General features: G+C 63.7%; 17 protein-coding genes. 10 read left to right on the top strand and 7 right to left on the bottom strand.

Annotation, left to right across the window (positions count from 1 at the left end; all coding sequences use genetic code 11):
- Positions 1-51 precede the first annotated feature (51 nt).
- Positions 52-1,407, top strand: coding sequence for an NRAMP family divalent metal transporter (locus tag JQ558_RS32660; RefSeq protein ID WP_212276158.1), 1,356 nt, complete (start codon positions 52-54; stop codon positions 1,405-1,407).
- A 46-nt stretch (positions 1,408-1,453) separates the two neighbouring features.
- On the opposite strand, the gene JQ558_RS32665 is transcribed toward JQ558_RS32660, so the two are convergent.
- From JQ558_RS32665 to JQ558_RS32685, 5 genes are all read right to left on the bottom strand, one after another.
- A complete protein-coding gene (locus JQ558_RS32665) occupies positions 1,454-2,239 on the bottom strand; it encodes a TIGR02186 family protein (protein WP_212296330.1) in 786 nt (261 codons plus the stop codon).
- Complete coding sequence (locus JQ558_RS32670) at positions 2,236-3,162, bottom strand: sulfite exporter TauE/SafE family protein (protein ID WP_212211289.1); 927 nt, start codon at positions 3,160-3,162, stop codon at positions 2,236-2,238. Before JQ558_RS32670 ends, JQ558_RS32665 begins: the two co-directional genes overlap by 4 nt.
- 427 nt (positions 3,163-3,589) lie before the next feature.
- On the bottom strand, positions 3,590-4,444 hold the full coding sequence (locus JQ558_RS32675) for a hypothetical protein (RefSeq protein ID WP_212296331.1): 855 nt from the start codon (positions 4,442-4,444) through the stop codon (positions 3,590-3,592).
- A gap of 104 nt (positions 4,445-4,548) precedes the next feature.
- Positions 4,549-8,076 carry a tetratricopeptide repeat protein gene (locus tag JQ558_RS32680; protein WP_212296333.1) on the bottom strand — a complete coding sequence of 1,176 codons (3,528 nt, stop codon included), beginning with the start codon at positions 8,074-8,076 and terminating at the stop codon, positions 4,549-4,551.
- 200 nt (positions 8,077-8,276) lie between these two features.
- On the bottom strand, positions 8,277-8,867 hold the full coding sequence (locus JQ558_RS32685) for a PadR family transcriptional regulator (RefSeq protein WP_212036714.1): 591 nt from the start codon (positions 8,865-8,867) through the stop codon (positions 8,277-8,279).
- Positions 8,868-9,027: 160 nt separating this feature from the next.
- Here JQ558_RS32685 and JQ558_RS32690 point away from each other — a divergent pair, with 160 nt between their 5' ends.
- The 6 genes from JQ558_RS32690 to JQ558_RS32715 all read left to right on the top strand — a co-directional run bounded on the left by JQ558_RS32690 (position 9,028) and on the right by JQ558_RS32715 (position 17,290).
- Positions 9,028-9,411 carry a nuclear transport factor 2 family protein gene (locus JQ558_RS32690; protein ID WP_212211282.1) on the top strand — a complete coding sequence of 128 codons (384 nt, stop codon included), beginning with the start codon at positions 9,028-9,030 and terminating at the stop codon, positions 9,409-9,411.
- Positions 9,412-9,529: 118 nt separating this feature from the next.
- The gene (locus tag JQ558_RS32695) at positions 9,530-11,320 is read left to right on the top strand and encodes an acyl-CoA dehydrogenase C-terminal domain-containing protein (RefSeq protein ID WP_212296334.1); all 1,791 of its coding nucleotides are present in this window, start codon (positions 9,530-9,532) and stop codon (positions 11,318-11,320) included.
- Between the two features lie 172 nt (positions 11,321-11,492).
- Positions 11,493-12,701 carry an acetyl-CoA C-acetyltransferase gene (locus tag JQ558_RS32700; RefSeq protein ID WP_212296335.1) on the top strand — a complete coding sequence of 403 codons (1,209 nt, stop codon included), beginning with the start codon at positions 11,493-11,495 and terminating at the stop codon, positions 12,699-12,701.
- A gap of 130 nt (positions 12,702-12,831) precedes the next feature.
- Positions 12,832-15,045, top strand: coding sequence for a 3-hydroxyacyl-CoA dehydrogenase NAD-binding domain-containing protein (locus JQ558_RS32705; RefSeq protein WP_212296336.1), 2,214 nt, complete (start codon positions 12,832-12,834; stop codon positions 15,043-15,045).
- 371 nt (positions 15,046-15,416) lie between these two features.
- The gene (locus JQ558_RS32710; protein ID WP_212211274.1) at positions 15,417-16,649 is read left to right on the top strand and encodes an FAD-binding oxidoreductase; all 1,233 of its coding nucleotides are present in this window, start codon (positions 15,417-15,419) and stop codon (positions 16,647-16,649) included.
- A gap of 248 nt (positions 16,650-16,897) precedes the next feature.
- Complete coding sequence (locus JQ558_RS32715; protein ID WP_212276150.1) at positions 16,898-17,290, top strand: VOC family protein; 393 nt, start codon at positions 16,898-16,900, stop codon at positions 17,288-17,290.
- Positions 17,291-17,327: 37 nt separating this feature from the next.
- On the opposite strand, the gene JQ558_RS32720 is transcribed toward JQ558_RS32715, so the two are convergent.
- Positions 17,328-18,470 carry a mechanosensitive ion channel family protein gene (locus tag JQ558_RS32720; protein WP_212296337.1) on the bottom strand — a complete coding sequence of 381 codons (1,143 nt, stop codon included), beginning with the start codon at positions 18,468-18,470 and terminating at the stop codon, positions 17,328-17,330.
- 292 nt (positions 18,471-18,762) lie between these two features.
- Entirely contained in the window at positions 18,763-19,377 is a 615-nt protein-coding gene (gene gstA / locus JQ558_RS32725; RefSeq protein WP_212211269.1) for a glutathione transferase GstA, read from the bottom strand.
- A gap of 163 nt (positions 19,378-19,540) precedes the next feature.
- Between gstA and JQ558_RS32730 the strand changes: the two genes are divergently transcribed.
- The 3 genes from JQ558_RS32730 to JQ558_RS32740 all read left to right on the top strand — a co-directional run bounded on the left by JQ558_RS32730 (position 19,541) and on the right by JQ558_RS32740 (position 22,256).
- The gene (locus tag JQ558_RS32730) at positions 19,541-20,029 is read left to right on the top strand and encodes a MarR family winged helix-turn-helix transcriptional regulator (protein WP_212211267.1); all 489 of its coding nucleotides are present in this window, start codon (positions 19,541-19,543) and stop codon (positions 20,027-20,029) included.
- 96 nt (positions 20,030-20,125) lie between these two features.
- Positions 20,126-21,496: a glutamate--cysteine ligase gene (locus JQ558_RS32735; RefSeq protein ID WP_212211265.1), complete on the top strand. Its 1,371-nt coding sequence runs from the start codon at positions 20,126-20,128 to the stop codon at positions 21,494-21,496.
- Positions 21,497-21,701: 205 nt separating this feature from the next.
- The gene (locus JQ558_RS32740) at positions 21,702-22,256 is read left to right on the top strand and encodes a PAN domain-containing protein (protein ID WP_212296349.1); all 555 of its coding nucleotides are present in this window, start codon (positions 21,702-21,704) and stop codon (positions 22,254-22,256) included.
- The last annotated feature ends 97 nt before the right edge of the window (positions 22,257-22,353 follow it).

Raw genomic sequence — 22,353 nt, forward strand, 5'->3', positions numbered from 1 at the left:
CGTCGGAACCGATCGCGGTCCGGTTCGTTGTCGCCGCGGCTGGATCCACACATGGAAGATCGCAACAGATCGAGTTCAAAATGCCAAGCGCACCAGGATGCCGGTAGCAGCAGGCCGGCAACCAGTGCCGAGCCGCATCAGCCGTTTCGTCTCCGCAATGTTGCAAAGGCGCTCGGCCCCGGCCTGATCACCGGCGCCTCCGACGACGATCCGTCGGGGATCGGCACTTACAGCCAGGCCGGCGCGCAGCTTGGTTACGGCATCGGCTGGACCATGCTGCTGACTTTCCCGCTGATGGCGGCGATTCAGGAAATCTCCGCCCGGGTCGGCCGCGTCACCGGGCACGGCATATCGGGCAATGTCTGCCGGCACTATTCGCCAGCGCTGCTCAACATCGTGGTGGCGCTGTTGTTCATCGCCAACACCATCAACATCGCGGCCGATCTCGGCGCCATGGCTGACGCGACCAAGCTCCTGATCGGCGGATACGGCATCGTCTATGTCGTGTTCTTTGGTGTCGTGTCGGTCGCCGCGCAAATCTTCCTTGACTACAAACGCTATGTCGCGGTGCTGAAATGGCTGACGCTCAGCCTGTTCGCCTATGTCGCGGCGCTTGCATTCGCGAAGGTGTCGTGGGGCGAAGCGCTCACGGGCGTTCTGATTCCGAAGATCACCTGGAGCGCGGATTACTTCACCACCATCGTCGCGATCCTCGGTACCACTATTTCACCCTATCTGTTCTTCTGGCAGGCCTCGCAGGAAGCCGAGGACCAGCGCGTCGACGCCCGCAAGCGACCCCTGATCGAGAAGCATTACGGCGCGCAGAAGGAATTCAACCGGATCCGCGCCGATACCATCGTCGGCATGGCGTTCTCGAATTTGATCGCGCTGTCGATCATCGTGACCGCGGCGGCGACGCTCAATGCCGCAGGCGAGACCAACATCCAGTCCTCGGCGCAGGCGGCTGAAGCGCTGCGGCCGATCGCCGGCGCCTTCGCGGAAGCGATCTTCGCGCTCGGCATCGTCGGCACCGGATTACTGGCGATCCCCGTGCTGGCCGGCGCCGCCGCCTACGCCGTCGGCGAAGCGCGACGATGGCCGGTCGGGCTCGCCCGCAAGCCCAGGCAAGCCGCCGCGTTCTATGCCGTGCTGGCGCTGTCGGCCGCCATCGGCATCGCGCTGAATTTCACGCCGATCAATCCGATCTCGGCACTGTACTGGAGCGCCGTCATCAACGGCGTGCTCGCCGTTCCCGTGATGGTGCTGTTGATGTTCATGGCGCGCCGCAGGGACGTGATGGGGCGCTTTGTCGTCGGCGGCCCGCTCTATTGGCTCGGATGGCTGTCGACCGCGGCGATGCTGCTCAGCGTGCTGGCGATGGGCATCGGGTTTTTTGCGGGCGAATAGCGAATGGCGAATAGTCTATTCGCTACTCGCCATTCGCTATTCGCATCTAATCCTTCCGGAACACAATCGATGCCATCCAGCCCGTCATCAGCGCCATGAAGGCCGTCACCAGCCCGTAGGCAAGACCATTGTTGTGGGCGGCGTTGGCGATGAACTGTTCGAAACCGACCTTGACGATCTCGAACGCGGTTTCGGTGCGCGTGACCAGCGCGCCGTCGGCAAACAGCTTGATCTCGACGTCGTAGGTGCCGATCGGCACTTCGCCCGGCAGCGGAATGCCGGTGCGGAACAGCGTCGGCGTCAGGAACGTCACCGCCGATTGCTCTTCGCGATAAAGCCCGTGCTGGGTGCGCAGCCGCACGAACGCGCTGCGGAACGGATCGTTGGGCACGACGTCGGCAAAATCAGGACCGACGCGCTGGGTCAGCAGGACATTGTTGAGCCCGAGTTGCTGCCGCCGCTGCACTTCGGATGAAGCGATGTCGTCGAACGGCCGGTTGGAAAACAGCGCCAGATAGGTCGGCACTTTGAGGAATTGCCGGGAGTCGGTGTTGATCCAGATGCCGAATTTGCGTTCCTTGCGCCGTGTCACCATGTCGGCGCGCGGGCCGCTGACGGTCACGACCAGATCGTAATTGTTGCGGCCGGCCGGCGTCTGCGCGTCCTTTTCCACCGAGCCGAACAGCACCAGCTCTTCGCCGGAATAATTCGGCGTCACCGTGACGCGGTGGTTCGACACCGACACGATCAGCCGCTCGGCGCATGCCGGCGAATTGCCGAGCGCAGCACCCAGCACGAGACTTGCCACGATCAGCGAGGCGCGCGCGATCATACCCCGCCTCCCGTTTCCCGGATCGTGAACAGATCGGCCGGCCGGATCACCAGTTCGACGGCAAAGCGGATACCGACGGCGAGCACCAGAAGCCCGAGCAGCAGCCGCAGATGTTCGCCGCGGATCTTCTGGCCGGCGCGGGCGCCGAACTGGGCGCCCGTCACACCGCCGATCATCAGGATCAGCGCCAGCACGGCGTCGACCAGATGATTGGTCACCGCATGCAGCAGGGTCGCGAATATCATCGTCACCAGCGTCAGCACCATCGAGGTGCCGACGACCGTGGAGGTCGGCACCCGCAGCACGTAGATCATCAGCGGCACCAGGATGAAGCCGCCGCCGATGCCCATGACGGCGCCGATGAAGCCGATGATCAGGCCGATCACGACGACCGGGATCACGGACAGGTAGATCTTCGAGCGCTTGAAGCGCATCTTCAGCGGTAGGCCGTGAATCCAGCCATGGCTGCCGGGGCGGCGTATCGTCGCCGCACCGCCGCGCCGGGCCCGCAGCAGCGCGCGCAGGCCTTCCCAGAACATCAGCCCGCCGACCGTGGTCAGCAGGATCACGTAGGACGTCGCGATCAAGAGATCGAGCTGGCCGAGCGCGCGTAGCAGCGTAAACGTCCAGACCCCGAGCGCCGTCCCGACGGTGCCGCCGGTCAACAAGACCACCGCCAGAATGGGATCGATGGATCGTCGCCTCCAATAGGATATCGCGCCCGAGAAGGAGGAAGCCGCGATGTGGCTCGCGACCGAGGCGACCGCGACCGCGGGCGCGATGCCGACGAAGATCAACAGCGGCGTCATCAGGAAGCCGCCGCCGATGCCGAACATGCCGGAGACGAAACCAACCGCCGCGCCCATCGCCAGGATGAGGAAAACATTGACCGGAATGTCGGCGATCGGAAGGTAGAGCTGCACGCGCGTCTGCTTCTCGTTGTCTGCCGCTGAGGTGGCCTAACGGCCGCTCAGGGCATGGTTTCGAGCATTTGCCGGCAGTGGAATCCGATTGGCGCGCAGGGTCAGGGCACGCGGACCGGTTGCCGCGTCTTTGCATAACCCAGATCAGTGGCAGGGGGGACTAAAGAATGCCCCGGAAGGCAATTATTTGCCGCACCTGCACACACTTCCGGCGGCGTGATGCGACATTCCGATGAATGCGCCGATATCACGTTTGCGTGGCCGGCCGGGGTGGTGTCGTCCCGGCCTTGAGCCGGGATCCATACTCCGCGGCCTGCCTTGTTGAACAAGGTAGATAAGGCTCAGCGCGCAAAACAATTGCGGCCGGTGGCTATGGGTCCCCCGATGCGCAATTGCGCATCTGAGCTCAAGGCCGGGACGACAGCAATCAGGGCTTCCCCACCGGATCGGTGACGAGGTTCATGGCGAGCGCCTCCTTGGGCGCAAGCCAGCGGATGTCCTTGGTCTCGGACATCGCCTGCACGACCGACGACGAAACCCCCATTTTGGTCATATAGCCCAGTACCGCGCCTGATATCTTCTGGGCTTCGGCAAGCGGATCATCCACTTGCTTTGTCGTGGTAAACCGGTGCACGCCCAGGCCTGAGCCCGCCACGCCGATGCGGCTCTTGCCGCCGGCATAGACCAGCACGCAGGCGCTGGCGCAATAGGAGGGTTTGACGCGGCCCGCGGCATCGGCGGTGCCGACCGCCGTGATCAGTCCGCGCGAGCGAATGATCTCGCCGATGATCGCGGCCTGATTCAAATCGCCGCCGGGCGAGGACATCAGGATCACGTCGCCTGCGGCAAGCTGGGCCTCGTCCAATTTCTCGCGGAACCATCTTGCGGCGCCGGGTCCGATCTCGCCCTTGATGAACAGGGCACGCCGGTCACGCGCGGCGCCATCGAGATCGAGTCTGGCGACCACCGAGGAGGTCAGGCTCGGCGAGACATACTGGTCCTTCCAGTAATCCCAGGCATCGGGCCGCGAGAGGTCGCGATAGGCCTGGATGGCGATGCCGGCAAGCAAAAGAACGAAGATGAGAATCGAGCCGACCGGCCATTGGCTGCGTGCCGCTTGCGGCGGCTGCGGTGGCGGAGCTGGAGGAGATCGCCAGGGAGAAGCCGGGGCAGAAGGTGGCAGCGAAGGCTGATCGATCACCTTGCGCGGCGGCGCGACCGACGGCCCGGTCGGCGACCTTCGGAAGCGGTTTTCCCCGTTCTCGCCCTCTTCGGCAGACAATCGATCCTCACTGCACAGCCGTACGAGGCCCCGCCGGCCCCATCAGATCATACGGCTTTATATGGAGGATTATCGGCGCGACGCCAGCGGCATCGCTGTCCGCTTTAACGGACGGCTGCGGCGCGCTTGGTCGAAGCCTGCTTGGCGGCGGGTTTGGTCGCAGTTGCGGGCGCGGGCACCGGGTCCCAGCCGCCGGCCGGCGTTGCGACATTGACGGCGGCGTCGGGCTGCGGCTCCGGCGTGAAGGTCTGGATCGCGAGCTTCGCCGCCGCCAGCGACTGGGCGTCGAGGCGCTTGGCGATATCGTCACGCTTGCGGCCGGAATCCGCATCGCCCTGTGCCGCTGCGAGGCTGAACCATTTGAAGGATTCGGCGAGGTTCTGCTCGACCCCGATGCCGCGGGCATAGAGGATGCCGAGGTTGAACTGGCTGTCGGCGACGCCGCGGTCGGCCGCCTTGCGGAACCATTGCGACGCGACCTTGTAGTTGGCGCCCTTGCCGCCACCATCGGCGTCGAGCACGGCCAGATTGTGCATCGCCTTGGCGTTGCCGCGTTCGGCTGCCTGCAGATAGTAACGCCGCGCGACATCGGCGTCCTTTTTGACGCTCATGCCCTTCTCGTAGAAGGTGCCGAGCCGGAAGATCGCGGGCACCACGCCGGCTTGCGCCGCGCGGTCATACCATTTTGCGGCCTCGTCGAGATTGGCCGGTACGCCCTTGCCCTCGGCAAAGCGCACGCCGACTTCATAGGCTGCCGCCGGATCGCCCTTCAGCGCAGCAGCGCGCAGCATCGGTCCGCCGATGCCATCGGGCAGTTGCTCGCCCGGCGGCACCTGCACCATTCCAGGCTTGCCGTTGGCCGGCAGGGCCGGGAGCGCGCCGGTGATGTCGCCGGCATTGATCGGCGACATCGCCGCTTGTGGCGGGATGGACATCGCCGCCTGCGGCGCGATCGCGGTCTGAGGAAAAGCGGCTTGAGGAATAATGGCCTGAGGAATCGTGGATTGGGGAATAGCGACTTGCGCGCCATCCAGCGTGTTCGGTGCGGAGGAGTTGTTCGATTGCCGTCCGATCGGGGCGGGCGACATCATGGAGGGCCCAGCCGGCGCCGGCATGGCGGGCTTGGCGCTGTTCTCGGCCGGGGCTTTTGAGGCCGGCGCCGGATCGGTGGATTCCATCTGCGGTATTTGCGGCGCGCTGCCGGTGTCGAGCAGCGTCATCGCCAGCTGGAAGGTGCTGAGCACGATCGCAAATACGCTGGCGCCGACCAGCAGCGAGCGGATCTTGGAGGTGATGTTCGACGGCTCCTTGCCGTCGGTCTTGCCCTTGTCGATGGCGGTAACCTTGGCCGCCTTCGAGTTAGCCTTCGCAGCGGCCTTGGCCGCCTTCTCGTTGGCGGGCGCGGCGGCAGCGGCCTGCGCGGCGCGGCGGGCGGCGGCGATGAAGCTCGACGAGCTGACCGGCTCCTTGGCGGCCGCGGAAATTTCGTTGATCACGCTTTCGGATGCGGCGATGCGCTCCGATGGCGACGACGCCCGTGCGGCCGGCCGTGTGCCCGGCTCCAGCGGATGATCCGGCGGCAGTTCCGGCGCGATCGCGGTGCGCGGCGCGGCTGCGTGCGGCTCGAGGATTTCGCTGATGGCGCGCGGCGTCATCGGCGGAATGGCCGGCGGTGCTACCGGCTCCGCGGCATGGAAGTCGCGCGGCGCGGCGGCAAAATGCTCCTGGAAGGCTGCGGGATTCGGCAATTCCGGTTTCGGCTGCGGCGCAAAAGCCTGCGGCTGAGCCTGAGGGACATAGGCGGGCGGTGCAAAGCTGGGCGGCGGCATTGCCGCGCGCGGCGCTTCCGTCGGGGCTTCGTATGCAGCGGGGGCCGGCGCTGCCGCAGGCGGTGCGGCGCGAACCGCGCGCAGATCGCCTTCGATCATCGCCAGCCGATCGACCACATGGCCGAGCGTGCTGTGAACCGTTTCCAGCGAGTCTTGCGTGCGGCGGTCGGTTTCCGACTGGTTGAAACGGAGGTCCGACAATTCACGCTTGACGGCTTCGACGATGCCGGAATCCATCGGCTGCGGCGCCGCATAGCTGCTGGTGTTGTCGGCAAGCCTGGCCAAATTCGCGTGCTGGTGTTCGAGATGGCGCAGGATGTCCTGCAGCCCTTCCTCGACGCGCCCGAGATTGCCGCCGCCAGAACCGCCCTGGCCGCCGGAGGTCTCCAGGCGTTCCAGCAGATACGTCACGCGCTGTTCGAGATGGGTGAACGCGGAGGCGTTGTCGTTGCCGGCCGGGATCCGATCCAGGCGTTCGGACAGCGAGCGCAGCGCGCCTTCGATATATTCGGAATTGTCGCTTGCGACCGGCCGCTCGCGCGTTTCGATCGACGAGGTCAGCGCGGCGATGCGCTGTTCAAGGCTGGCCAGCGACTCGCTGTTGTCGCCGGCGCGAGACAATTGATCGACCTTGGCCGACAGCGCATGCAGATCGTCGGAAACCCGCGCCAGCGCATCGTTGGACGCAACGTTGGAGGCGATCGCCCGCATCGCCGAGATCGCGTCTTCGAGCTGACGCACCGTCGACGGATCGTCGTTGGTACGCAGGATCAGGTCGAGTTTGGTCCCGAGATTGCGGATCGCGTCGTCATAGCCCGCGAGTTGCTCGGCCGGCTTGAGGGAACGCAGCGCGTCGTAGATTTCGCCGAGCGCGCGCTCCAGGTTGGCCAGCACGTTGGCGTCGGTGCCGTTCTGGCGGGTTTCGTCGATCCGGCGCGACAGCGAGCGGATTTCGTTCTCGATCGAGTCGATCGCCTGGCGCGGCATCGCTTCGGTAATGGCGCGGCGGATATCGGCAAGCTCGGTGCGGAAGGCCGCAATCGACTGCTCGACATTGTCGGGGCGCTGCAGCGCCTCGATCTGGCTCGTGATCTTGAGCAGATGCCGTTCCAGCGACGAAAAATCCGGACCGGCGGGGATGGGAGCAGGTGCGGGCGCCGGTGCAGGCGGCGGCATCGGTGGCGCATAAGCCATGGCACGGGCGCTTGGCGCCATCGGCGGCATACCTGCCGCCATCGGCGGCGTGCTGCGCGGCGGCATCTGTCGGGACGGCACCCCGTCCAGTTCGTTCTGGCGCGCGGCGATTTCGGCGATCGCCGAATCAAACGACGCCGGGCTCAGCGGCGGCGAGGGGCGATAGACCTGCGCCGCGGCGCGTTCGACCATCTCGGTCTGGCGCTGCCGCTCCTGCACCGTCGGCTGGCGCGGGGCGTGGCTTGAAATCTGCGACAGCCGCGCATCGAGGCGCGAAATGGCGTCATTGAGCTGCCGCGCGACGGTCGGCTCAGCGCGGGGCGCTTCGGTTCGGGGCGCGTCGCTCCGCGCGGGGGACCGTGAAATCTGGTCGATCTGCCGGGTGATCGAATCGAGCCGCTGGTGAATGTCCGCAACCTCGCGGCTCTCCGCGCTCGGCATCGCCGGCTGCTCGTCATAGGGCGCACGGAAATTTGGCGGGGCGGAATCGCCGATGGTGGAATTGAGCCAGTCGCTCAGCGACATGCCAGCGCGCCGCGCGGCCGCTTCGGCCCTTTCGCGGACCGACGGATCGATGCCCTCAACACTCCACGATACGCGCGAATTCATGCTCTCGTCCGGTTCTGACTCCGGCGCTTCCTGCGCCTTCAGCCTCCCCGCGCGTCCCACCTTGGAGACAATCGAATTTCGCGCAGGTCGTCTGCCTCAGAACCTGACTTTTTCGCGTTACGGTAAATAACGGGTTAAGGAATGGGACCGGGCGGCCCTAAAGTTAACTTTGGAACCCGAACAGCCGGTTCCGCTGCCGCTCAGCCGTTGCTTTCACGGCTGGTGTCTTCGAGCAGCAGGACCGGAGCAGGTTTCGCGACGGCGGCCAGGGTCTCGATCGCCTCTTCGCACCATTCCGCCACGGCTTGTTCGTGGCGCAGACCGATGCGCAGCCCGAGCAGCTTGCCGGTATCGGCGACGGAGGTGGCTTTGCCGTCCGGAAACAGCTTGTTCAGAATTCGCTCGTAGCGGGCGTAGCGGTCGCGGTGATGTTCCAGCCGCGCCATCAGATCGGCGCGCAAGGGCTCGATATCGAAGCTGTCGAGCGCGCACAGCCGAACCAGCAGGTCGTCCTTCATCATCGGCGGGCTGCTCGGCCGGGCGCCCCAGTGCCGCAGCGCGGCCCGGCCCTCCTGTGTCAGCGTATAGACCAACTTGTTGGGCTTGCCGGACTGGACCACCTCGTGGCCCTGGATATGGCCGCGATCCCTGAGCTTCGAGAGTTCGCGATAGATCTGCTGGTGGTCGGCCTTCCAGAAAAACCCGATCGAGGAATCGAACGTCTTGGCGAGCTCATAGCCCGACATCGGACGTTCCGTCAGACAAGCAAGGATTGCGTCACCGAGCGCCAAACGCCGACCCTTTCAAAAATCGCGAAAACAACCCCATGCAAGGTAGAAGGGGCCCAGTCTCCCGACCAAATTGTCGCGTTGACTTTATGCATAAAGTTGCATATGCGTCAACATGCATAAAGATTAGGCTAACCCGTATCGAGCCGATCGGAGACGCATCATGACCGTGACTGCACTCGACAAATGGTACGGCTACATGAAGTCGCACGACCAGGCGGCGCTTTGGGATCTGCTGCACCCCGACGCGGTGTTCGAGAGTCCCGTGGTCCATACCCCGCAGCGCGGGCGTGACATCACCTTCAAATATCTGTCGAGCGCCGAGAAAGTGCTGGGCGGCCCGGGATTCAGATATGTCGGCGAATGGCGCAGCGACAATGGCGCCGTGCTCGAATTCGAAAAAGAAATCGACGGCATCGTGATCAACGGCGTCGACATCATCACCTTCGCGGATGGCAAGATCACGCATTTCAAGGTGATGGTGCGGCCGCTCAAGGCGATGAACCTGCTGCACCAGCTGATGGGAGCGCAACTCGCAAAACAGTGACGCCGCGTCGTCCGGAACCGGATAAGGTCCGGCTTTGAACCCTGAAGCGCCCGCTGGCCTGCCAAGCTTCATCTGAAACGTATCCGCCAATTCATTCTGTCCCTGCCGGGAGAACACCATGCCGACTTACAAAGCCCCCGTGGAAGACGTCACGTTCCTGCTCAACGATGTGTTCCAGATCGACCGCTATGACAATCTCCCGGGTTTTACTGACGCTTCCGCGGATGTCCGCGAAGCGATCCTCGGCGAAGCCGCCAAGCTCAGCGAAGAAGTGCTGCAGCCGCTGAACCGGGTCGGCGACCTCGAAGGCTGCGTCCGCCACGATGACGGCCGCGTCACCACGCCGAAGGGCTTCAAGGAGGCCTTCAAGCAGGTCGCCGAAGGCGGCTGGCTCGGGCTATCAGCGCCTTCAGAATACGGCGGGCAGGGGCTGCCGGTCACGCTGAGCCAGGTCGTGACCGAATTCCAGAGCTCGGCCAACATGGCGTTTTCGATGTATGGCGGCCTGACCATGGGCGCGACCGCCGCGTTGATGGTGCACGGCAAGCCCGAACAGAAGAAGATGTTCGTGCCGAAGATGGTGGCGGGCGAGTGGACCGGCACCATGAACCTCACCGAGCCGCAATGCGGCACCGATCTCGGTCTGCTCCGCACCAAGGCGGTCAAGCAGGCCGACGGCAGCTACAAGATCACGGGCACCAAGATCTTCATCTCGGCCGGCGAGCACGATCTCGCCGACAACATCATCCATCTGGTGCTGGCGCGCATCGAAGGTGCGCCCGCCGGCATCAAGGGCGTCTCGCTGTTCGTGGTGCCGAAGGTGCTGGTCAATGCCGACGGTTCGCTCGGCGCACGCAACGGCGTGTCCTGCGGTTCGATCGAGCACAAGATGGGCATTCACGGCAACTCCACCTGCGTGATGAATTACGACGGTGCCACCGGATGGCTGATCGGCGAAGAGAACAAGGGCATGCAGGGCATGTTCGTGATGATGAACGAGGCCCGCCTCGGCGTCGCGGTGCAGGGCCTCGCGCAATCCGAGGTCGCCTATCAGAACGCGGTCAATTACGCGCGCGAGCGGCTGCAGGGACGGTCGCTGACGGGCGCCAAAGATCCGGACAAGCTGGCCGATCCGATCATCGTACATCCCGACGTGCGCCGCGTGCTGCTGACGATCCGCGCCTTCAACGAGGCGGCCCGCGCGATGGTAGTGTGGACCGCGCTGAAGAGCGACGTCGCCCACCGCTCAAGCGACCCGAAGGATCGCCAGGAGGCCGACGACCACATGGGCCTGATGACGCCGGTCATGAAGGGCGTGATGACCGATGTCGGTTTCTCGAATTCGGTGCTGGCGCAGCAGATGTATGGCGGCCACGGCTACATCGCCGAACACGGCATGGAGCAGTTCGTGCGCGATGCGCGCATTGCCATGCTGTATGAAGGCGCCAACGGCATTCAGGCGCTCGACCTCGTCGGGCGCAAACTGCCGCGCGACGGCGGCCGCGCCGTGATGGCGTTCTTCGGCGAGGTCGGGGCGTTTGCCAAGGAGCACGGCGCCGACGAGGCGATGAAGCCGTTCGTGACGCCGCTCTCGACCGCGCTCGGCCATCTGCAGCAGGCCACCGGCTGGCTGATGCAGAACGCGCTGACCAAGCCCGACAATGCCGGTGCCGCCGCCACCGACTACATGCAATTGTTCGGCCTCGTCACCTTCGCCTATATGTGGGCGCGGATGGCCAAGGTGGCGCAGGACAAGATTGCGTCCTCTGGCGCCACGCCCTATCTGACCACCAAGCTCGTGACCGGCCGCTTCTTCATGGAGCGGATGCTGCCGGAAACCACGGTGCACCTTGCGCGCATCCAGACCGGCTGCGCGACGACAATGGAATTGGCGGCGGAAGCGTTCTGAAGCGTTCTGCAAAATTCTATCGTCATTGCGAGCGCAGCGAAGCAATCCATAGACCCACAACGGAAGCATGGATTGCTTCGTCGCTTCGCTCCTCGCAATGACGACCCAACGATCTGACTGTTCTGAAATTCGTCTGGCTCGAGGAGAGCCTGGACCGAACCGGGAGAAAACGATGCCTGAGGCATATATCTACGATCACGTTCGCACCCCGCGCGGCCGCGGCAAGGCCGACGGCTCGCTGCATGAAGTGACCGCGCTGGCGCTGGCCACCGTGCCGCTGCGGGCGCTGAAAGAGCGCAATAATCTCGGCGTCGACGTCGTCGACGACGTCGTGCTCGGCGTGGTCGATCCGGTCGGCGAGGCCGGTTCCGACATCGCGCGTTTCGCGGCGCTCAAGGCCGGGCTCGGCCAGGCCGTCCCCGGCGTACAGATCAGCCGCTTCTGCGCCTCCGGCCTCGATGCCGTGAATTTTGCCGCCGCCCAGGTCATGGCCGGCCAGCATGAGCTCGTGATCGGCGGCGGCGCCGAATCCATGAGCCGCGTCGGCATCGGCGCTTCCGGCGGTGCCTGGCCGATGGACCCCTCGATGGCGGTGCCTGCCTATTTCATGCCGCAGGGCGTCTCGGCCGACCTGATCGCGACCAAATACGGTTTTTCGCGCGACGACGTCGACGCCTACGCCGTGCAGAGCCAGCAGCGCGCCGCGAAAGCCTGGGACGAGGGCCGCTTCAAGAATTCCGTGGTGCCGGTGAAGGACATCAACGGCCTCACCATCCTCGCCAAGGACGAGCACATGCGCCCGACCACGACGATGCAGTCGCTCGGCCAGTTGCAGCCATCGTTCGTGGCGATGGGCCAGATGGGCGGCTTCGATGCGGTCGCGATCCAGTCGCACCCCGAAGTCGAGCGCATCAATTACGTGCACCACGCCGGCAATTCCTCCGGCATCGTCGACGGCGCAGGCGCCGTGCTGCTCGGCAGCAAGGAAGCCGGCGTCAAGCACGGCCTGAAGGCGCGCGCGAAAATCCGTGCCTTTGCCAATATCGGCTCCGAGCCCGCGATGATGCTGACCGGCCCGGTCGACGTCACCGAAAAGCTGTTCGAGCGCTCCGGCATGAAGAAGTCGGACATCGACCTGTTCGAACTCAACGAGGCCTTCGCCTCGGTGGTGCTGCGCTACATGCAGGCCTTCGACATCGACTCTTCCAAGATCAACGTCAATGGCGGCGCGATCGCGCTCGGGCATCCGCTCGGTGCCACCGGCGCGATGATCCTCGGCACCGTGCTCGATGAACTCGAACGCACCAACAAGTCGACCGCGCTGGTGACGCTGTGCATCGGCGGCGGCATGGGCACCGCGACCATCATCGAGCGGGTCTAGGCGACGGCAATTCGTAGGGTGGGCAAAGCGAAGCGTGCCCACCATCACAAGCACCGAATGAAAATGGTGGGCACGGCGCGAAGCGCGCCTTTGCCCACCCTACGCAGCAATCGCATTGGGAGCGACCAACATGGCCTTCAAGAATTTCAAGCTGGAAACCGACTCCGACGGCATCGTGCTCGTCACCTGGGACACGCCCGGCCGTTCGATGAACGTGCTCGACGAGACCTCGGCCACCGAACTTGAGGAGATCGTCAAGCAGACCACCGCCGACGCCGCCGTCAAGGGCGTCGTCATCACCTCGGGCAAGGAAGCGCTGTGCGCCGGTGCTGACCTGTCGATGCTCGAGGGCATGGCGCACCAATATGCCGATCTGCTCAAGGCCAAGGGCGAAGAGGCCGCCAACCAGATGCTGTTCGACCAGAGCCGCCGCTTCTCGCAGGTTTATCGTAATATCGAAATTTCAGGGAAGCCGTGGGTCGCCGCGATCAATGGTCTCGCGCTCGGCGGCGGTTTTGAACTGACGCTGGCCTGCCACTACCGCGTCGCCGCCGACAACCCGAAGACCCGGCTCGGCCTGCCCGAGGTGAAGGTCGGCCTGTTCCCCGGCGCCGGCGGCACCCAGCGCGTGCCGCGTATCGTGCAGCCTGCCGATGCGATGCAGCTGCTGCTCAAGGGCGAGGCGATCAACCTCACCCGCGCCAAGGCGCTCAACCTCATTCACGCCATCGTCCCGCCCGCCGACATGATCAAGGCGGCGAAGGACTGGATCAAGGGCGGTGGCAAGGCCGTCGCACCCTGGGACGAGAAGGGCTTCAAGCTTCCCGGCGGCCCGGTGTTCTCCAAGGCGGGCATGCAGATGTTCCCGGCGGGCAACGCGATCTACCGCCGCGAGACCTACGACAATTACCCGGCGGCGCGCGCCATCATGAGCTGCGTCTATGAAGGCCTGCAGTTGCCGATCGATGCGGCGCTCCGCGTCGAGTCGCGCTACTTCACGCAGATCTTGCGCTCCAACGAAGCCGCCGCGATGATTCGCAGCCTGTTCCTGTCGATGCAGGAACTGAACAAGGGTGCACGCCGGCCGCCAAACGTGCCGCCGACCAAGGTGAAAAAGCTCGCCGTGATCGGCGCCGGCTTCATGGGCGCCAGCGTCGGCTACGTCTCCGCGCGCGCCGGCATCGACGTGGTCTTGATCGACCGCGATCAGGCCAGCGCCGACAAGGGCAAGGGCCACGCCCAGACCGTGATCGACGATCTCATCAAGAAGGGCCGCGCCAAGGAAAGCGACCGCGACGCCGTGATGTCGCGCATCAGCGCGACCGCCGACTATGGCGTGCTGAAAGACTGCGACCTCGTCATCGAGGCCGTGTTCGAGGACCGCAAAGTAAAGGCCGAAACCTATGCCAAGGCGCAGCCGCTCCTGAAGGATGGCGCGATCTTCGCCTCCAACACCTCGACGCTGCCGATCAACTCGCTGGCCGAGGAATTCAAGGACCAGGGCAAGTTCATCGGCATCCACTTCTTCTCGCCGGTCGAGAAGATGATGCTGGTCGAGATCATCGTGGGCAAGAACACCGGCGATGCCGCGCTTGCCACCGCGCTGGATTACACGCGGATGATCGGCAAGACGCCGATCGTCGTCAACGACAGCAGAGGCTTCTACGCCAACCGCTGCGTCGGCCGCTACATCGCCGAAGGCAACGAGATGTTCCTTGAAGGCGTGCCGCCGGCGATGATCGAGAACTGCGCCAAGATGGCCGGCATGCCGGTCGGCCCGCTGTCGCTGTCGGACGAGGTCGCGCTCGACCTCGGGCTCAAGGTGATGAAGGCAACCGAGGCCGATCTCGGGCCGAACTCGATCAACCCGGATCAGAAGAAGCTGATGGTGGAGCTGGTGGAGAAGCAGGGCCGTCTCGGCCGCAAGAACAGCAAGGGCTTTTACGACTATCCCGAGAAGGGCAAGGGTCAGAAGAGCCTGTGGACCGGACTTGCCGATCTGCAGCCGAAGAAGCTCGACCCCGACACGCTCGACATCGAGGAGCTGAAGCAGCGTTTCCTGGTGGTGCAGGCGGTGGAAGCCGCGCGCACGGTGGAAGATCACGTCATCACCGACATGCGCGAGGCCGACGTCGGCTCGATCCTCGGCTTCGGTTTTGCCCCGTTCACCGGCGGCACGCTGTCCTATATCGACTTCATGGGCACCAGGAAGTTCGTCGAACTCTGCCACAAGCTGGAAGCCAAATACGGCTCCCGCTTCACGCCGCCGAAACTGCTGGAGGACATGGCGGCCAAGGGCGAGACGTTCTACGGTCGCTTCCCGCCGAAGAAGCTGGCGGCGTAAGGGAAATCGTCGTCCCGGCCTTGAGCCGGGACCCATACGCCGTGTCCTATGGAATGGGCACAACGGCAGCGTTCTTTCACCATGAGCATTTGTGGTTATGGGTCCCGGCTCAAGGCCGGGACGACGGGTTGAAAGTTCTGAGCAAAACAAATAAAGGCCGGATCATCGATCCGGCCTTTATTTTGTGAATCGATTTTTGAGCGAGCTCACGCGACCCGGCGCGGCTTGAGCGTCAAGCGTCATTCTGCGCAGGGCATCCGCGCCTTTTCCACTGTCGCGATCTGTTGCAGCTGCTCGTAGATTAGTTGAAGCAGGACTTTGAAGCAGGACTTGGCGACAGGTCGCTGACGTATGCAAAGGTGATCGCGACAATGCCAAGTGTTATCGTTCTCGGTGCCGGAATGGTCGGGGTTGCAACCGCGCTGCAGTTACAGCGCCGCGGCTGGTCGGTCGTGCTGCTCGATCGCAATCAGCCCGGCCGTGAGACCAGCTACGGCAACGCCGGCTTCATTCAGGCCGAAGCGGTGCGGCCCTATCCGATGCCGCGCGATCTTGCGACGCTGGCGGCGATCGCAACGGGGCGCGCCAACGATGTCCATTACCGCGTAAAATGGCTGCCGCGGCATCTTGGTCCTTTGCTGCGGTACTGGTGGCATTCCGCGCCGGATCGGCACCAGCGCATATCGCAGGCCTACGCGCGGATCATCGCACGCGCGACAAGCGAGCATGACGTGCTGATCCGGGAAGCCGGCGCGGACAATCTGGTGCAGCGAAGCGGCTATCATTCCCTGCGCCGCACCCAGGCTGCGCTGGATGAAGTGGCGCTGGTCGCCGAGTCGCTGGCGGCTGAATTCGGTGTGCGATCGGAAATTATCAGCCCGGCACAGCTTGCCGCGGCCGAACCCGGGCTTAACGAGACCGGGGCGGGGGCTGTTCACTGGCGCGACCCATGGACGGTCTCGGACCCGGGCGGGCTTGTATCCGCTTATGCCGATCTGTTCACACGCGCAGGCGGCACCTTCGTCAACGGGGATGCGACCACGTTGGCGCCGAGTCCTGCCGGCTGGACGGTTCAGTCGGATGATGGCCCGATCGACGCCGAGGCGGCCGTGGTATCGCTGGGTCCGTGGTCTCCCGATCTGTTGCAAAAGTTTGACTACCGTTTTCCGATGCTGCGCAAGCGCGGCTACCATCGGCATTTCACCGGCGGCGGCAGGCTCAATCTGCCGCTGCACGACCCCGAATTCGCATACGCCATGGCGCCGATGGCGAAGGGGTTGCGGATTACGTCGGGCGCCGAATTGATGGGACCGGAAAGGTCGTCGCAGTCGCGCCAGCTCGAACGGGCGGAACAGGCGGCACGGCGGCTTGTCGATCTCGGCACGGCGGTGGAGGCCGAACCCTGGAGCGGGGTCCGCCCCTGCATGCCCGACATGCTGCCGGTCGTGGGAGCTGCACCGAAGCACAAAGGCCTGTGGATGCATTTCGGGCATGGTCATCACGGCCACACCCTTGGCCCCACCACAGGCCGCCTGCTGGCCGAGATGATGAGCGGCGAGGCGACGTTTACGGACGCGATGGCTTTCAGTCCTGCGCGGTTCTGATGGCTTCGCGCGCTGTAGGAGCGGTTGCGGTATAAGCCCCGTCATTGCGAGGAGCGTAGCGACGAAGCAATCCATCCATCTGTTATGCTGCGAGATGGATTGCTTCGCTTCGCTCGCAATGACGAACAAACAATGGGCCGGATCATCGATCCGGCCCTTCAGGTTTTCTCTCACGGGATTTTTGGAACCAACCCGCCGCCTCGCGCCTATCTGTGCTGGCCCAAAAAGTTCGACGCGGGAATGCACCGATGATCCATCATGTTTCGGTCGGCACCAATGACCTCACGCGGGCCAAGGCGTTTTACGATCCGCTGATGTCTCTCATCGGTTTCCGGCTTCTCAAAACTTCCGAGAAGGCCGCTCATTACGGCGCATCCGAGATCGTGTTCAGTCTTGAAACCCCGGCTGACGGTTTGCCCGCAACACCGGGCAATGGCGTCCATATTGCCTTTCTGGCGCCGGACCGGGAAACGGTCAGGCGATTTCACGAAAGCGCGCTTGCCAGTGGCGGAACTGACGAAGGCGCGCCCGGCATTCGGGAAAAATACAATGCCAATTATTACGGCGCCTTTGTCCGCGACCTCGACGGCAACAAGATCGAAGCCGTGACCTTCACGGCGAAGGAACGCATCAGCTCCTGAAATCCGCGCGACGGCGGTCGCCGGCAGAAACGCCGCTTCAGCCATTCCCGGCCCGGGCTTTCGACGGCAGCGCGTGTTCCGGCACCAGGCTTGCCTCGTCAAGCCAGACGTGACTGGCGATCTGGCGGCGCGGTTGCGGCAGAGAATATCTGAGTTCCTTGCTCACAAAACTGATCAAGGCTTCCCTGACCAGACATCTGAGGTCCCAGGCAGATGCCGCCGTTCGCGCGCTGACCAGAATGCGCAGCTGCATCGAGGTCTCCGTCGCATCGCTGACCTGCAGGTTGACCACCTTGCCGTCCCACAACGGCATCGTCTTCACGAGCTGTTCGAGCTTTTTCCGGATCGCCGGGACATCGGCGCAATAGTCCACATAGATCATCACGCTTCCGATGATCGACTCGCTGTCCCTCGACCAGTTCTGGAACGGCTTTTCGATAAAATAGTTCAGCGGCAGGATCAGGCGCCGCCAATCCCAAAGCTGCACCACGACGTAGGTCGAGTTGATCTCCTCGATCGTGCCGTAGTCTCCTTCGACGATCACGCTGTCCTGAATCCTGATCGGCTGCGTCATTGCGATCTGAACGCCCGCGATCAGGTTTGAAAGCAGCGGCCGTGCTGCAAGACCGATGGCGAGGCCGGCGACGCCGGCGGAGGCAAACAGGCTGACGCCATACTGGCGCACCGCGTCGAAACTCATCAGCGCGGATGCAAGGCCGATCAGCGCGATAATCAGCACCGCCGCCCTCGTCAGGATTCTGATCTGCGTCACATGCTTTCGCGCGAGCAGGTTTTCCTCGAGGTCCCTCTGCAAGCGGCCGAGATAGACGGAGCTGAATATCTCGGTCGTGACAATGGCAAGCCATGTGAGCAGGGTAATGAATGCGATCTGCATCAATGCCGTAAGTCCGGTCGCCGCGGTTCCGCTGATCGGACCCAATTGCAGCGAGAGGCTCAGCGCCGCCATGACGGCGGCAAAAGCTGACGGTGCCTTCGATTTCTTCAGTATCAGCAACCATGCGAATCGTTCGCTGTCGCGCAACTGCCGTTCGAGCAAAAAGAACACCAGCCGGTGAGCCGCCAGCGCCGCGAGGATCGCGACGCCGGCAATGGCGGCAAGGATCGCCCAGGATGGAATCCGCTCGATCTGGGCGAGGACGTACGAAAGCCAGTTGTCCATTGGTATGGTGCCTCTGGAGTTTTTCTCGGGATTTTTTTTCGGGATTTTCTTGTGACGTTTTTCGCGCAGAGACTCCGGATGACCAAAGCACCGTCACTACGGAACCACTCTGCCGGCGGTCGGAACCCGCAACACGTTCTCGACCGGAGACTTACTCATCAGCCCGGCCAATGTTCCGGTCTGCCTGGACGATCGCCACGTCACGGACGATTTTGTTGATCGACGATCAAATCGAAAATAAAAAGGGCCGGATCATCGATCCGGCCCCGTTCTCATTTTATGTATCGAAACGTCACGCCGCCTTGAGCAGACCTTCCTTGGTCAACGCTTCCTGCACCATCGGGCGTGCGCCGACGCGGGCCTTGTAGGCCATCAGGTTGGAGAGATCGGCGAGATCCCATTTCATCCGTTCGGCCCATGACAGCATCGTGAACATGTAGCCGTCGGCGACCGAAAACTGCTTGCCCATCAGGTAGTCTTTCCCGGCGAGCTCGCCATCGACATACCTAAACTTGCCCATCACCCGATCCTTGAAGAAGGCCTTGGCGTCATCTGACAGCGCCGGGGCGAATTGCGGGCCGAGGTTCTTGTGCAGTTCACTGTTGATATAGGTGAGCCAGGCCTGCAGCTTGTAGCGATCGGCATGGTCGCGGCTGGGGGCAAGATTCTTGTCCGCGGCCTTGTCGGCGATCATCTGGACGATGACCGGGCCTTCGGTCACCAATTCGCCGGAGTCGAGCGCCAGTGCGGGCACCTGGCCCTTCGGATTGACCGTCAGATAGTCGTCGCCGTTTTCCAGCTTCTTGGCGCGCAGGTCGACCTTGACCAGATCGTAGGGCAGACCGGCCTCCAGCAGCGCGATATGGGGAGACAGCGAGCAGGCGCCTGGCGAATAGTACAATTTCATTGGATTTTCTCCCTTTGGAAGTTCTTGTCTTTGGAAACCTTGGCTTGGGGCCGCGGAACGACTAAATGCATCTGCATGTAATAGTCAAGATTGATGCAGCTGCATTTAGTGCGGTACACTAACCTGTGACAGACACGGACCTGTGACGGATACGGATCAGACCATGAAACGCAAACCATCGACCGAGGCGACCAACGCCTGGATCCGCCTGATGCGGGTGCAGAGCCGGGTGCTCGACGCCGTCGAGCAGGATCTGAAGAAGGCGGGCTTCCCGCCGCTCGCCTGGTATGACGCGCTACTGGAATTGTCGCGCGCGCCGTCCGGCGAGATGCGTCCCGTGGAGCTGGAGAAGCAGATGCTGATCCCGCAATACTCGACCTCGCGCCTGATCGACCGGCTGGTCGACGAAGGGCTGGCGGCGCGGCGCGAATGCAAGATCGACAAGCGCGGCCAGTTCGTCGAAATCACCGAGACGGGACGCGAGCTGCAAAAGAAAATGTGGAGCGCCTATTCCGCCGCGATCGAAAAGCACGTCGGCTCCAAACTGTCCGACACCGACGCCATCAAGCTCTGCGGTTTGCTCGACCGGCTGGGCTGCTCGTGCAGCGAGGTCAGGGCGGCCGCTGTGCGAGACGGCGTTCCCGCCCGATGATACGCCTTCATCTTATCGTTTTTGCGGATAACGCTGTCCGCAATGCTCCCTGCCACACGGCGCGTTCGGTCGAATCGCCAAAGATCCGGGTTTTTTATGGCGCGTGACCAAATCGATATGACGCCGTTGCAATCGCGCGACGAACTCGTGGCGTGGCTGGCGGCCGGCGTGAAGCCGCCGTCGGAGTTCCGCATCGGCACCGAGCACGAGAAGACCCCGTTCACGCTCGAGGGCTATCACCCCGTGCCATATGAAGGCGCGCGCGGCATCGGCGCGCTGCTGGAGGGCATGCAGCTCCTGCTCGGCTGGGAGCCGATCATGGAGCGCGGTAACATTATCGGGCTGTACGACGTCACCGGCGGCGGCGCGATTTCGCTGGAGCCCGGCGGGCAGTTCGAATTGTCGGGCGCGCCGGTCGAGACCGTGCACCAGACACAGTCGGAGTTGATGGCGCATCTGGCGCAGGTGCGCGAGATCGCGACCCCGCTCGGCATCGGCTTTCTCGGCCTCGGCATGACGCCGTCATGGTCGCGGTCGCAAATCCCTGTGATGCCCAAGGGCCGCTACGGGATCATGACCAATTACATGCCGAAGGTCGGCCAGTACGGCCTCGACATGATGTATCGGACCTGTACCGTGCAGACCAATCTCGACTTCTCTTCCGAAGCCGACATGGTCAAGAAGCTGCGGGTATCGGTGGCGCTGCAGCCGATCGCGACCGCGTTGTTCGCCAATTCGCCGTTCACCGAAGGCAAGGCCAACGGCTTCCTGTCGTTCCGCTCCGAAATCTGGCGCGATACCGATAATGCGCGTTCCGGCATGATCCCGTGGGCGTTCGAGGACGGCATGGGTTTTGAGCGTTGGGTCGACTATGCGCTCGACGTTCCGATGTATTTCGTCAAGCGCGGCGACAGCTATATCGACGTGTCAGGCTCGTCGTTCCGCGCCTTCTTCGACGGCAAGAGTAACGCGCTCCCGGGTGAGCGGCCGACGCTGTCGGATTGGGCCAATCATCTCTCGACGATTTTCCCGGAAGTGCGCTTGAAGCGTTATCTGGAAATGCGCGGCGCCGACGGCGTGCCGTGGGGCCGCTTGCCGGCGCTGCCGGCGTTCTGGGTCGGCCTGTTGTACGACGACACCACGCTGGACGCGGCATGGGATCTCGTGAAGCACTGGACGGCGGCGGAGCGTCAGGCGCTGCGCGACGACGTGCCGCGCTTCGGCTTCAAGGCCCGGATCCGCGACCGCTATCTGTTCGAGATCGCGAAGGAATGCCTGAAGCTGTCCCATGCCGGCCTGCGGCGGCGTGGTCATGTCGATCATCTCGGCCGCGACGAAAGCCGTCACCTCGAACCCCTGGAACGGATCCTCGAATCCGGCCGCACGCCGGCCGAAGAGATGCTGGAGAAATTCAACGGCGCCTGGGGCGGCTCCGTGGAACCGGCCTACAAGGAATACGCGTTCTAACGCACGATCCGGTAAAGCATGCCCCGCGTTTGATGCGGGGTGGGTGCCCGGCTTTGCCGAAAAGATCATGCGTAAACAAAAGGATAGAGCGTGATGGGATCATCACGCTCGGTTCGTTGCCGCATTCCCGGGCCGTTCATCCGCCGTACAGGTTGATGCCGCTCCAATGGCAATCTTCGGAACGCGCGCATTCGAAAGCAATCACATGGGGATAGGCCGCCTCGTCAGGGCGTGTTTGGTGACGCTCGCCTTTTTGGCGGCGGCAGCACCCGCGCGCCAGGCTGCGGCGCAGGCCAATTTCGACCGCCCCGGCGGCGATTATCTGAGCTCGCCGGTGATCTCGGGCGATCCGGCCGACTGCGCGCTGGTGTGCGAACGCGACAAGCGTTGCCGGTCGTGGAGCTTCAACTATCCGACCGACCTGACCAGCGGCGCGGTGTGCTGGCTCAAGAGCAACGTTCCGGCACGCGTCCAGGACAGTTGCTGCGTCTCCGGGGTGCGCGGCGCCGGCGTGGTCGAGCCGAGGAACAGCGTGATCGAAACCTCGATCGACCGGTTCGGCGGCGACTACAAGAATTTCGACGTCAAGAGCAAGGACGGCGATGACGCCTGCAAGGCCGCCTGCACCGCCGACAACAAATGCCGGGCCTGGACCTATGCGCGGCCGGGCTACGCCGGCAAGGAAGGCCATTGCTTCCTGAAAAAAGACATCAAGCCGCCGCGGCGCAAGGCCGGGTTTACCTCCGGCGTGGTGCGGTAGCTTTTCTTGTCGCCCCGGCCTTGAGCCGGGGCCCATACGCCGCGGCCGTTCTGATTAAGGGTGCTGGTCGACGACCTCCTTTACTCATGATGCCCTG

The organism is Bradyrhizobium sp. AUGA SZCCT0160 (genome assembly GCF_018130105.1).
In the GTDB taxonomy this organism is placed as follows: Bacteria; Pseudomonadota; Alphaproteobacteria; order Rhizobiales; family Xanthobacteraceae; genus Bradyrhizobium.